We start from the raw sequence: 13,098 nt of genomic DNA, 5'->3' as shown, positions 1-13,098 counted from the left end.
TGATGTCGTCGCAGAAGCACCAGCCGGCCGCCCGGTCGACATGCCCCAGCTGCACGGAGCCGCTGGAGACGGGTGACCTGTTCTGCGGGGCCTGTGGGTACGACCTGTCGGCCGTGTCCGCGCCGCCGGACGACCACCCCACCATCGCCATCGGCACGGGTGGCTCGTGGCCCGCGGCCACCGGGACGGACACCGCGGGCACGCCCGCGCCCGTGCAGCTGGGCAGCGACCTGCCGGGCACGGACTCGGGCGGCGCACCGCTCGGCGCGCACCCGGACGGGCAACTGCCCGCCGCATCCGTACGGTTCGACGCCCCGTCCGGCCGCCATGACCCGTCCGCCGACGCGTCGCCAGGCGCTACGGCCGGTGGTGCTACGCCCGGTGGCTCGTCGAGTGGCGACTTCGAGCTGCCCGCGCCTGCGCCCGCGCCCTCACCGGCTCCCGCACCCGTTGCCCCCGTACCCACGTCCGCTCCCGGCTACGGCATCCCCGCCGCCGATCCCCGCGCCGTGGACCCCGTCGCCCCGCCGCTCCCGCCGCCGCCCGGCACCAAGGTCTGCGTGGCCTGCCGCGCCGGCCATGTCGACACCGACGGCTACTGCGAGAACTGCGGCCACGCCCAGCCCCGCGAACGCGACCACATGGAGCAGGAGCTCGGCTCGGTCGCCGTCGTCAGCGACCGTGGGCTGCGCCACCATCGCAACGAGGACTCGTTCGCGGTCTCCTCCACCGCCCTGCCCGACGGCACGCCCGCCGTCGTCGCGATCGTCTGCGACGGCGTCTCGTCGGCGACCCGCCCCGACGAGGCCTCCGAGGCCGCCGCGATCGCCGCCAATGAACTGCTGCTCGACTCGCTCCCGCGCGGCACGCACCCGCAGCAGGCCATGCACGAGGCGATCATCGCCGCCTCCGAGGCCGTCAACGCCCTCGCCGCCGAGCCCGACCAGGGCCCCTCCGCCCTCGACCCCGAACCGCACCGCCACCAGAACGCGCCCGCGTGCACGATCGTGGGCGCGGTGGCCGCCGCCGGTCTGCTGGTCATCGGCTGGGTCGGCGACAGCCGCGCGTACTGGGTCCCCGACGACCGCAGCGGCCCGCCCGCCCGCCTCACCGAGGACGACTCCTGGGCCGCCCAGATGGTCGCCGCGGGCCTGATGAACGAGGCCGAGGCGTACGCCGACGAGCGCGCCCACGCCATTACGGGCTGGCTGGGCGCCGACGCGTATGAACTGGATCCGCACACCGCCTCGTTCAAGCCGGACCGGTCCGGTGTGGTCGTGGTCTGCACCGACGGCCTGTGGAACTACGCGGAGGGCGCCGACGAGATGGCCCAGGCCATCCCGGCCGACGCCGCCGGGCGTCCGCTGCACAGCGCGCAGGTGCTGGTCGGCCATGCGCTCGACGGCGGGGGCCACGACAACGTAACAGTGGCAATCCTGCCGTTCGCCGTGGAGCAGCCAGGGGCAGGATCGCCCTACAACAAGGCTTGAGCCCCTCTTTGTCCGGCGAGTCGCCGGCGAACGGAACGCTGCCCGCAGGACACCCGTAACGCCTGACTTTCTCCCTGCCAAGTGGCCTCAAGGAGCCCATCAGATGGCTAATTTCGCCAAGTCCCAGGTGCCGCAGTTCTCGGTCGATGTGTATCAGAACGAATATTTGCCGGAGGGCGGACGCGAGGTCAACGCGATCGTCACGGTCACCTCCACCGGCGGCGGCACCAGCGGCGGCGCTCCGCTCATGGGCGCGTCAGCCTCTCCTTCGTCGGTACCGGGGCAGGCGGCGGACGCGGCTGTGGTGATCATGGTGGACTGCTCCGGCTCGATGGACTATCCGCCGACCAAGATGCGCAACGCCCGCGACGCCACGGCCGCCGCCATCGACTCTCTGCGCGACGGCGTTGCCTTCGCGGTGGTCGCCGGTACGCATGTGGCGACCGAGGTCTATCCGGGAGACGGCAAGCTGGCGATCGCCGACCGGCGGACCCGCGCCCGGGCCAAGGAGGAGCTGCGGCGGCTCACCGCGGGCGGCGGCACCGCGATCGGCACCTGGCTGCGGCTGGCCGACCGGCTACTCGCCACCTCCGAAGGCACCATAAGGCACGGGATTCTGCTCACCGACGGCCGCAACGAGCACGAGTCGCCGGAGGATCTGCGGGCCTCGCTGGAGGCCAGTTCGGGCCGCTTCACCTGTGACGCCCGCGGTGTCGGCACGGACTGGGAGGTCAAGGAGGTCACCGGCATCGCCTCCGCGCTGCTGGGCACGGCGGACATCGTCGCCAACCCGGCCGAGCTGGCCGTTGACTTCACCAGCATGATGGTGAACGCGATGAGCAAGGGTGTCGCGGATGTGGCGCTGCGGCTCTGGACCCCCGTCGGCGTACAGATCAAGTACGTCAAGCAGGTGGCGCCGACGGTGGAGGAGCTGACCGGGCGGCGCACGGAGGCGGGGCCACGGGCCGGGGATTATCCGACCGGCTCCTGGGGTGACGAGTCGCGCGACTACCACGTATGTGTACAGGTGCCGGAGGCCGGAATCGGGCAGGAAATGCTCGCGGCCCGCGTCTCGCTGATCATTCCGGCGGTGGACGGCGGCGCTCCGCAGGTACTTTCGCAGGGGCTTGTACGGGCTGTGTGGACGGACGACATGGTGGCGTCCACGTCAATGAACCCCCAGGTCGCGCACTACACAGGCCAGGCCGAACTGGCACAAGTCATCCAACAGGGACTTGATGCCCGAAAGTCGGGCGATTTCGACGGCGCGACGGCCAAACTGGGGCGTGCGGTACAGCTCGCCGCCGCCTCGGGGAACGAGGACACCGCGAAATTGCTTTCGAAGGTGGTGGACGTTGTCGATGTAGCGACAGGTACTGTGCGACTGAAGGCGAAGGTCGCGGAAGCCGACGAGATGACACTCGAAACGCGCTCCACCAAGACGGTTCGTGTGAAGAAATAGCCAGCTCAAGCAGGATGCGAACGGCCCTCGGGCCGGACGAGGAGAGGGGGAGACGCCGACATGCCGACTTGCCCGAACGGACACCAGTCGGGTTCCGACGACTGGTGCGAGGTCTGTGGCCACCGCATGGCCGGTCCCGGCGCTCCCGCGGGCTCGGTCCCGCAGCCTCCCCCGCCACCACCGGCGTACGGCTACCCGGGCGCGGGCGGGGGCCCCGGCATGGGCGATCCGAACGCCACCGCCCAGGCCGAGCTCTGCCCGCAGTGCCGCACCCCGCGCGAGGCCATGGCCCCGTTCTGCGAGGAGTGCCGGTACAACTTCCTGACGCACACGGCGACGTCGTACACCCCGCTGGCCCCGTCCCAGCAGCCGTCTCCCGGGCTGAACCTGCCGCCGGGATTCCAGTCCCAGCCGGGGCCGCCGCCCGCGCCACCGCAACAGCAACATCCGCAGCAGCCGCCGCAGCCACAGCAGCCGCATTCGCCACACCAGGCGCGCCAGGCGCACCAGCCTCAGCAGCCACAACAACCTCAGCAGCGGCATGATCCGTACGAGTACCAGGGCTCGCGGCCCTCGCAGGTGAACCGGCCCGCCGAGCCGCTGATGAACGAGCCGCCGGCCCAGCACCAGCCGCAGGGGTTCCCGCAGCAGCCGGTTCCGCCGACTCCGCCCGCGTTCCCGCAGGCCGGGCAGCCGACCGGCGGTGACTGGGTGCTGCCCCCGCCCTCGCAGCCGCAGGCGCCGCAGGCACCACCAACGCCGCAGGGGCCTCACGCGCCCCAAGGCCCACAGCAGCCCATGCAACAGCAGGCGATGCAGCAGCAGGCGATGCCGTCGCCCATGCAGCAGCAGACGACGCCGCCGCCGTACGCCCAGCCCGGTCAGCAGCAGAGCCAGCACCCCGGCCACCCAGGTCAGCACCCCGGCCAGCACCCCGGCCAGCAGCAGCCGCCCCCGTACCAGGCCCAGCAGCCGCCCGCGGGCTGGACCGCCGTCGTCGCGCCCGACCGCGAGTACTTCCTGGCGATGATGCAGCGCAGCGGCCCCGAGGCCACCGGCCTGAATCTGCCCGCGTACTCCCCCGAGCAGCAACTGCCGCTCGCGGGCAACCAGATCACCATCGGCCGCCGTCGGCAGTCCACGGGAGAATCACCCGATATCGACCTGTCCGTACCGCCGGAGGACCCGGGCGTCTCGCACCAGCACGCGGTGCTCGTCCAGCAGCCCGACGGCTCCTGGGCCGTCGTCGACCAGAACTCCACCAACGGCACCACGCTCAACGGCGCCGAGGATCCGATCCAGCCCTACGTCCCCATCCCGCTGAACGACGGCGACCGGGTCCACGTAGGCGCCTGGACGACCATCACGATCCGCCGGGGCTAGCCGGCGGCGGACCAGCGGGCTAGAGCGCGGCGTCGGTCCAGCCGCTCGGACGCCGCCCGAGCGGCCAGGCGTACGGCCCCTCAGGGTCGTCCAGCCAGGCCCACTGATGGTCACCGCTCACCGTGATCCCGAAGCGGTCCCGCTCCGGGCGCCGCTCCAGCTCCCAGAGCGAGAGCGCCTCGTGCGGGTCCAGACTGCCCGCGGTCAGGGTCAGCAGGAAGCGGAAGAGGTCGTTCTCGATCGCGTGCCTGGGCAGCCCGCCGAAGTGGCCCGGCGGGGCGGACTCGCCGCCGCGCAGCGGCACGAAGTAGGCGGGCAACCGCAGAAAGTGCCCCTCCGCGACTCTGCCGCGGCTGTCGTCGCTCACCCGCAGCGCGATCAGACCGGTGGAGAGGGGAGCGAGGATCCGCGCCTGTGGCCCGCACTGCGGCAGCCAGTCGAACGGCACGGACGACAGGGTGCAGGTCGCGATGATGCGGTCGAAGGGGGCGCGCTCCGGGCAGCCGCGCGCGCCGTCGCCGGTGACCACGGTCGGGTGGTAGCCGACCGAGGCCAGATGCGACCGCGCCGACTCGGTGATCTCCGGGTCCAGATCGACGGTCGTCACCCTGTCGTCGCCGAGCCGGTGCGACAGCAGCGCGGCGTTGTAGCCGGTGCCCGCGCCGATCTCCAGGACGGTCTGGCCGTCCCGTACGTCGAGCGCTTCGAGCATCCTGGCCATCAGCGAGGGCTGGCTGCTGGAGGAGACCAGTTCGCCGTCGCGTACGCGGGTGGCGAGCGGCCCGTCGCGGTACGCGCCTCTCAGCCACCGCACCCGCCGCAGGGGATCCGGGTCGTGGCACCACAGGCGCTCGTAGCCGCCCACCCGGCTCTCGAAGTAGTACGGCACGAACAGATGGCGCGGGACCTGTTCGAACGCCGCCAGCCAGGCCGGGTCGGTCAGCCCGCCGTTCGCGACGATCTCCCGCACCAGGGACCGCCGCGCCTCGGCGGCGGGTTCGGCGAACCGCTCCAGAGGCACACTCATGCCTCCACTGTCCTGCGCCGCCGCCGCTGAGGCGAGCATGCGGCCCGAGCATGCCGCCGGGGTGGTCCTAGGCCTTGAGTCCTCCGCCCCCGCGTCTGAGACGATGGAGAGGTGAACGAGATTCCGCGCGGCACCCTTCAAGAGCAGACCTTCTACGAGCAGGTCGGCGGCGAGGAGACTTTCCGGCGCCTCGTCCACCGCTTCTACCAGGGTGTCGCCGAGGACCCGCTGCTGCGGCCGATGTACCCGGAAGAGGATCTGGGTCCGGCCGAGGAGAGGCTTGTGCTCTTCCTGATGCAGTACTGGGGCGGCCCGCGCACCTACAGCGACAACCGCGGGCACCCGCGGCTGCGCATGCGCCACGCGCCGTTCACCGTCGACCGGGCCGCGCACGACGCCTGGCTGACCCATATGCGTACGGCTGTCGAGGAGCTGGGACTCTCCGAGGAGCACACACGGCAGCTGTGGGACTACCTCACGTATGCCGCGGCCTCCATGGTGAACACGGACCAGTAGCGTAAGCGGTTTCCCTTAACCGGTGCCCTCTGAAAGCATCCGGTCATGGGGGAACGGGTGACAGGCGCATGACGGGGTTCATACTGCTGCGCGTGGGCGCGCACCGGCTGCTGCTCACGGCCGCGCTTCTCGCCGTACTGCTGACCGCCTCCGTCCTGTCCGCCCTCGCCGCCTTCTCCGGCTCGATCGGGGACGCGGCGCTGCGCCACACCCTGGGCACCCGCGACGCCGCATCCGTCGCGCTCACCGTCACCACCGGCCAAGCACCGGCCGACAAGCGGGAGTCGGCGGAGTCTGCGGAGTCTGCGGACCGGGCAGTCGAACGCGGCGCGCGGCGGACCTTCGACGGACTGCCGGTGACCGTACGGAAGCTGGAGCGCTCGGGGTCGTACGCACTGCCCCGCGCGCTCCAGACGGCCGCCGCGCGCGAGGGCGAGCCGGATCTGACGCACTTCGCCGTGCTGGACCGTTCCCGCGTACGGCTCAGCCAGGGCAACTGGCCTTCGGCGCCGGGCCCTGAAGGCCTTCAGGTCGCCCTGCCCGAAACCGCCGCTCTCCAGCTGAAGGTGAGGCCCGGCGCCACGATCACGCTCACCGACCGGCTGACCGACAAGCCGCTGGCGGTCACGGTCAGCGGCCTGTACCGGCCCGCCGACCCGGCCGACCCGTACTGGCAGTTGGACTCGCTGAACGGGCGCGGCGTACGCAAGGTCGCCTTCACCACCTACGGTCCGCTGCTCACCGACCCTGCCGCCCTGGCCGCCTCCGGCCGGATCGCCACCGACGAGACCTCATGGCTGGCCACCGCCGACTTCCGCGGCGTCGGCACCGACCGGATCGACGCGCTGCGCAACGCTGCCGGGAGCGGCCCCAAGGCGCTCGCCGCCGACCCGGTGTTCACGGGCGGCGCGACCGCGCGGACCTCGCTGCCGGTCGTGCTCGACCGGATCGAGCGGGCGCTGCTGGTCTCCCGTTCCACGCTGGCGATCGTCGCCGTACAGCTGGTGCTGCTCGCCGCGTACGCGCTGCTGCTGGTGTCCAGGCTGCTCAGTACGGAACGGGCCGGGGAGACCGATCTGCTGCGCGCCCGCGGCGGTTCGCGGCAGCGGATCGCCTCACTCGCCGCGATCGAGGCGCTGTTGCTGGCCGTGCCCGCCGCGATCTGCGCGCCGCTGCTCTCGGGGCCGCTCACCGGGCTGCTGGCGGACCGGAGTTCGCTCGGCTCCATCGGCATGGACCTCGGCGGGCCGCCGTCCGGCTCGGTCTGGCTGGTGGGGGCCGGGGTCGCGCTGGCCTGTGCCGCCGCTGTCGTGGCGCCCGCGCTCGCGCTCGCGTCGTCGGCGGGCCCGCTGCGTATCGGGCGGGGACGGGGCGCCGCGCTGCCCGCCCCGGTGCGCGCCGGGGCGGATGTGGGGCTGCTGGTGATCGCCGCGGTGGCGTACTGGCAGCTGGACCGGCGCGGAGTACTGAGCAGCGACCGCGCGGGCGAGCTGGGCATCGATCCGCTGCTGGTCGCCGCCCCCGCGCTGGCGCTGCTCGCGGGCACCGTACTGACGCTGCGCCTGCTGCCGCCCGCGGCCCGGCTCGCGGAACGGCGGGCCGCGGGTGGCCGCGGGCTGGCCGCCGCGCTCGCGGGCTGGCAGTTCAGCCGCAGGCCGCTGCGCGGCGCGGGCCCGGTGCTGCTGCTGGTGCTCGCCGTGGCGATGGGCATGCTGGCGATCGGCCAGAGCGCGTCCTGGGACCGTTCGCAGAGCGACCAGGCGGACTTCAGAACGGGGGCCGCGGTCCGGATGGTCGGCGTCGGGGCCGGTGAGCCGGGCCGGGCGGGGATCTACGCCGCGCTGCCGGGCGTACGGGACGCGGCCCCCGCCCACCGCGACTCCATGGATCTGTCGGGCTCGGGCGAGGGGGCGGGGGCAGCGACCGTGCTGGCCGTGGACACCGCGCACGCCGACGAGGAGTTGCTGCTGCGCGACGATCTGAGCGACGGGCCGCCGGGGAAGGTTCTTGGGGCGATCGCGCCACCGAAGGCCGAGCGGCCCGGGCTGCCGCTGCCCGCGTCGGCGCGGCGGCTGGCGCTCGATCTGCGGCTGCGTACGGAAGCCAACTCACCGTCGGGCAGGGCGCCCACGGCTACGGCTGTGCTGGAGGACCGTTACGGGCTGTCGTACCGGATGGTCGTCGGCAAGCTGCCTGCCGACGGCCGCACCAGGCGCTTCACCCTGGATCTTGGCCTGTCGGCCGGGCCGCTCGCCCTGACCGGGATCTGGCTGGACGACCAGCCGTCCGCGCGGGCCGGGTCGCACCGGCTGAGCGTCGAACGGCTGCTGTCCGCCGACGCGCGCGGCACCGAGCGGCCGGTGGCCGTGCCCGCCGGTTTCGGCTGGCAGGGTGAGCTGATCACGTCCACGTCCGGGAGAGAGCAGCAGCTGCCCGCGGTCCCGCTGTCGCCCGTCGCCTCCGCCCGTACACCGCTGTCCGTCGCCTACGGCACCGGGGCGGGGGACCTCGGCCTGCGGGTCACCGCGCAGCTGCCCAAGGCCCCCGCACTGGCCGCCGTCGCCACGGACGCGTTCCTGCGCGCCGCGGGCGCGAAGACCGGGGACACCGTCGCGGTGATGCTGGCGGGCGAGTCACTCGACGTACGGATCGCGCGGGCGGTACGAGCACTGCCCACGACCGCCGCCGGGACGGCGGAGGGCGACGCGGCCCTGCTGCTGGACCTGCGCGCCGTCAACCAGGTTCTCGCCCACCGCGCCGGCTCCCGGATCACCCCCAACGAGTGGCTGATCAGCACCGATCCGGGCCGGGCCGGTGCGGTCGCGGTGGCCCTGCGCGCCCGCCCCGAAGTCGACCCGGCGCAGGTCCTGGTGCGCGACGAGGCCGCCGACGACCTGCTGAGCGATCCACTGGGCACCGGGCCGCGGGCCGCGCTGATGGCCGTGGCGGTGGCCGCAGCGGCGCTGGCGGCGGTCGGCTTCGCGGTGAGCACGGCCGGGTCGATGCGTGAACGGTCCGCGGAGTTCGCCGTATTGCGGGCGCTGGGCGCGCCGCGCCGGCGGCTCGCCCGGCTGATCGCCGCCGAGCAGGGGCTGCTCATCTCCATCGGGCTGCTCGTCGGTGTGGCGCTGGGAGCGGTACTCACGCGGGCCGTCGTGCCGCTCGTCGTACTGACCGGTCAGGCGGCTCGTCCGGTGCCGCGGGTGCTGATGGAGCTGCCCGCGGGGCAGGTCGCCGCGCTCCTCGCGGGGGTGGCCGCGCTGCCCCTGCTGATCGTCGCCGCGATCGCGCTGCGCCGGGCGGACCCGGCCGTCAGCCTGCGCCACCAGGGGGACAACTGACATGCGTTCTCGGACTGTTCCCGCCGTCGCCCCCTGGGTACGCACCCACCTGCGCACCGCGCCCGGCGCGGCCTGCGCGCTGGCCCTGCTGCTGGCGCTGACGGCGTTCCTCGCTGCCGCCTTCCCGCGCGCTGTCGAGTCGTACGAGACGGAGGGGCTGCGCCAGGCCGTCACCGCCGCCGGGCCGCGCGGCACGGTGCTCGAAGTGACGGCCCCGGTGCCCGGTCTCGAACTGCCGCAGCCCGCCCGCGAGAAGGACATGCGCGCCGGGACGGTGTCGGCCGTCCGCCGGGGAATCGTGAAGGGGTTGCCACTGCCGGTGCGCGCCGACCCCACCGAGTCCTCGTACGGGGTACGGACGACCGTGGCCGTACCGGTCACCGACCCGTGGCTGCCCCGGCCGACCCGGATGCTGCCGCCGCTGTTCCAGCTGGCCGCGCAGGCGGAACTGGACCGGCATACGGTGCTGCGCTCGGGCAGGCACCCCGTCGCACGGGAGCCGGTGACCGCGCGGACCGCGCAGGTGGAGGCGGCCGTCACCACGCAGACCGCCAAGGCCATGCGGATCAAGGTCGGTTCGGTGCTTCATGTGCCGGGCCAGACGCGGGGGACGCTGGCGGTACGGGTCACCGGGATCGTGGAGCCGCTGCGCCCACAGGGCGGTTACTGGTCCGTCGATCCGCTGCTGCGTACGCCCGCCCTGGAGGTCGCGCCCGAGACCGGGGACCCCTACTGGAAGGCCTCACTGCTGCTGCCGCCCGATGCCGCGCCCGTGCTGCTCGGCGTGGCGGGCGAGCCGGAGTACTACTGGCGGTTGGCGGCCGACGGCGGCCGGTTGAGGGCGCAGGACGCGGAGGCGCTGAGCGAGCAGGTCGCCTCGCTCTCGCGCGGCCCGGGGCTGCTGTCGGTGCGCGAGGCGGCAGGCTCGAATGCCGCCCTGCGCACCAACCTGACCGCCGTCATCGCCTCGTACACCTCGCTGCGGTCCGCGATCGCGCCGGTGGTCGCGGTCGCGGCGGTGGGGATCGGGGCCGTCGCGGCGGTGGTGCTCGCGATGACGGGCGGCCTGATCGCGGCCCGCCGCCGGGCCGAACTCGCCCTGCTGCGCTCGCGCGGCGGCTCCTTGCGCGGCATCGGCGGGCGGCTGCTCGCGGAGACGGCGGTGGTGGCGGTCCCTTCCGCTGCGCTCGGGCTGCTCGCGGCCCTGCTGGCGGTGCCGGACGCCCGGTTGCTGCCGTCGCTGGCGGGCGCGGCCGTGGTGGCGGTCTTCGCCTGCGCGGCGCTGCCCGTACGCGCGGTGGTGCCGCACCGCAAGCCGCAAGCGTACGGCGGCCGGGACGACCTCGCCTCGGCGCGGCCCTCGCGCCGCCGTACGGTCGCCGAACTGACCCTGGTGGTGCTGGCCGTGGGCGCGGTGGCCGCGCTGCGGCGGCGCGGTGTCGGCAGTACCGACGGCACGGACTTCCTGGTGAGTTCCGCGCCGGTGCTGGTGGGGCTGATCGCCGCGCTGGTGCTCGTACGGCTCTATCCGCTGCCCCTGCGCTGGGCGGCCCGCCCGGTCGGCCGGTCGCGGGGCGCGATCGGTTTCCTGTCACTGGCGCGCGCGGGCCGCTCCTCGGCGACCGGGGCGCTGCCGCTGCTGGCGCTGCTGGTCGCTCTGACGACGGCGGGCTTCGGCGGCTCGGTCCTGGCGGGCGTGTCGGCCGCCCGGGACCGCGCGGCCCTGCTGACGACGGGCGCGGACGCCCGGGTGACGGCCCCGGCCACGGCGGTCGGCCTCCCGGCGGGCGCGACGGACGCGGCGCGCGGCACGGAGGGCGTACGGGAGGTGACGCCGGTCCACGTCGCGGACCAGGTGTCTCTGCCTGACGCCAAGGGGAACCTGACGGAGGCGAAGGGCGTCCGCCTGCTCGGCGTGGAGCCCGGCTCGTACGCACGCCTGACGGCCCGGACGGGCCTGGGGCCGGTGGGGGCCGGCGAGCTGACCTGCACTCCGGGGGAGGGTGCGGGGGCGACTGACCGGGCCCGCGGTACTTCCCGTCCGGCGACAGCAACGTCCCGTCCAGCCGACACCACGTCCCTGCCCGCGCGGGCGACAGATGCGCACCGGTGCTCCGGAACGGCGCTTCCCGTAGTCACCTCACCCGCCGTCGCCGCGCGGCTCGGCGACGGGCCCCAGCGGATCGAGTCGACCGCCGGGAACATCACCGTCCGCGTCACCGCCGTACGTGACCTCACCCCCGCCCTGCCCGCCGGCGGGGACTTCCTGCTGGTGGACACCGCCGGGCTGAGCCGCGCCCCCGCCACCGCGCTCCTGGTCACCGGCGGCTCGGTGAGCGGCGAGCAGCTCCGCGCCGCCGTCGGCCGTACGGGCGGCAAGAACATCGCCGTACAGACGCGGGCCGAGGCGCGTGCCGCGTACGTCGACTCGCCCATGCAGGAGGGCGCCGAGCAGGTCTACGCCGCCGCCATCGTGGCCGGTGGCGGCTACGCCGTACTCGCCCTGCTCCTCTCCCTCCTCCAGACCTCGCCCGAGCGGGCCACCCTGCTCGCCCGGCTGCGCACCATGGGCCTGACCACCGGGCAGGGGCGGCAGCTGCTCGGTCTTGAAGCGCTGCCCCAGGCGCTGCTGGCCGCGGTCGGGGGCGCGCTGGTCGGGTGGGCGACCATCGTGCTGCTCGCGCCCGGCGTCGATCTGGTCCGGCTCGCCCTGGCCGCCGCGCCCGGTTTCGCCCCGGTGGACGGTGCGCCGCTGCGTGCCGACGCCTGGTCGCTGGGGGTTCCCGCGCTCTGCGTGGTGCTGCTCGCGGGCGCGATCGCCGCCGTGCAGGCGTGGTGGGCGGGCAGCCGGGGATCCGTCAACGAACTCAGAGCAGGAGAAAGGCAGTACACCCGATGACCACGCTCACCGAACTGGAGCAGCGGGCCGCGGCCCTCCGCGGCCGCCCCTCGTACGGGCACGACGCGCTGATCACCTGTGACCGTCTCGTCCGGATCTTTTCCGATCGGGGGTCCGGGGGTCGTCCCCCGGGCAAGCACAGCGCGACGGACGGTGTGGAGGTACAGGCGCTCCAAGGGCTCGATCTCCTGGTCAAGGAGGGCGAGCTGATGGCGCTGGTCGGTGCGTCCGGCAGCGGCAAGTCGACTCTGATGAACATCCTCGCGGGCCTCGACGTCCCCACCGCGGGCGCCGCCAAGGTCGCGGGCTGCGACCTTCTCGCCATGGACGCCGTGTCCCGCCTCCGCTACCGCCGCGACGTCGTCGGCTTCGTCTGGCAGCAGACGGCACGCAACCTCCTCCCCTATCTGACTGCCGCCCAGAACGTCGCGCTGCCCATGCAGCTCCGCGGCCGTTCCAAAAAGAAGACTCAGCGCGCCGAGTCTCTGCTCTCCATGCTCGGCGTCGCCGACTGCCGTGACCGCCGCCCGCGACAGCTGTCCGGCGGCCAGCAGCAGCGTGTCGCGATCGCCGTCGCCCTCGCCAACTCCCCCTCCGTACTCCTCGCCGACGAACCGACCGGCGAACTGGACTCCGCCACCGGCGAGCAGGTCTTCGCTGCCTTCCGCCGGGCCAATGAGGAGCTGGGCACGACCATCGTGATCGTCACCCACGACCAGGCGGTGGCGGGCGAGGTACGGCGCACGGTCGCCATCCGTGACGGCCGCACCTCCTCCGAGGTGCTGCGCCGTACCGAGGTCGACGCGACGACCGGCCAGGAGTCGGTGGTGGCGCGGGAGTACGCGATGCTGGACCGGGCCGGGCGGCTCCAGCTGCCCGCCGAGTACACCGGGGCGCTGGGCATGGAACACCGGGTCGCGCTGGAGCTGGAGCGGGACCACATCGGGGTCTGGCCGGACGACGACCAGGCCCGCTGACCG

The 13,098-nt window shown here is 73.8% G+C and carries 8 protein-coding genes; 7 read left to right on the top strand and 1 reads right to left on the bottom strand.

Annotated elements, in window-relative coordinates; all coding sequences use genetic code 11:
* Window positions 1-2: 2 nt before the first annotated feature.
* The 3 genes from ACIHCQ_RS09330 (at window position 3) to ACIHCQ_RS09320 (ending at window position 4,335) form a co-directional block, all read left to right on the top strand.
* On the top strand, window positions 3-1,490 hold the full coding sequence (locus ACIHCQ_RS09330; protein ID WP_399659450.1) for a PP2C family serine/threonine-protein phosphatase: 1,488 nt from the start codon (window positions 3-5) through the stop codon (window positions 1,488-1,490).
* 103 nt (window positions 1,491-1,593) lie between these two features.
* On the top strand, window positions 1,594-2,952 hold the full coding sequence (locus ACIHCQ_RS09325) for a VWA domain-containing protein (RefSeq protein ID WP_399659448.1): 1,359 nt from the start codon (window positions 1,594-1,596) through the stop codon (window positions 2,950-2,952).
* Between the two features lie 60 nt (window positions 2,953-3,012).
* A complete protein-coding gene (locus ACIHCQ_RS09320; RefSeq protein WP_399659446.1) occupies window positions 3,013-4,335 on the top strand; it encodes an FHA domain-containing protein in 1,323 nt (440 codons plus the stop codon).
* A gap of 19 nt (window positions 4,336-4,354) precedes the next feature.
* On the opposite strand, the gene ACIHCQ_RS09315 is transcribed toward ACIHCQ_RS09320, so the two are convergent.
* On the bottom strand, window positions 4,355-5,362 hold the full coding sequence (locus tag ACIHCQ_RS09315; RefSeq protein ID WP_399659443.1) for a methyltransferase domain-containing protein: 1,008 nt from the start codon (window positions 5,360-5,362) through the stop codon (window positions 4,355-4,357).
* A 111-nt stretch (window positions 5,363-5,473) separates the two neighbouring features.
* Between ACIHCQ_RS09315 and ACIHCQ_RS09310 the strand changes: the two genes are divergently transcribed.
* The 4 genes from ACIHCQ_RS09310 to ACIHCQ_RS09295 all read left to right on the top strand — a co-directional run bounded on the left by ACIHCQ_RS09310 (window position 5,474) and on the right by ACIHCQ_RS09295 (window position 13,095).
* Window positions 5,474-5,878 carry a globin gene (locus ACIHCQ_RS09310; RefSeq protein WP_399659440.1) on the top strand — a complete coding sequence of 135 codons (405 nt, stop codon included), beginning with the start codon at window positions 5,474-5,476 and terminating at the stop codon, window positions 5,876-5,878.
* 68 nt (window positions 5,879-5,946) lie between these two features.
* Window positions 5,947-9,219: an FtsX-like permease family protein gene (locus tag ACIHCQ_RS09305; RefSeq protein WP_399659437.1), complete on the top strand. Its 3,273-nt coding sequence runs from the start codon at window positions 5,947-5,949 to the stop codon at window positions 9,217-9,219.
* 1 nt (window position 9,220) lies between these two features.
* Window positions 9,221-12,118 carry an ABC transporter permease gene (locus tag ACIHCQ_RS09300; protein ID WP_399659434.1) on the top strand — a complete coding sequence of 966 codons (2,898 nt, stop codon included), beginning with the start codon at window positions 9,221-9,223 and terminating at the stop codon, window positions 12,116-12,118.
* Complete coding sequence (locus ACIHCQ_RS09295; RefSeq protein WP_399659432.1) at window positions 12,115-13,095, top strand: ABC transporter ATP-binding protein; 981 nt, start codon at window positions 12,115-12,117, stop codon at window positions 13,093-13,095. Before ACIHCQ_RS09300 ends, ACIHCQ_RS09295 begins: the two co-directional genes overlap by 4 nt.
* The last annotated feature ends 3 nt before the right edge of the window (window positions 13,096-13,098 follow it).

Source organism: Streptomyces sp. NPDC052236, from assembly GCF_044548015.1.
GTDB lineage: Bacteria > Actinomycetota > Actinomycetes > Streptomycetales > Streptomycetaceae > Streptomyces.
This window is presented reverse-complemented; position numbering and strand designations above follow the sequence as displayed.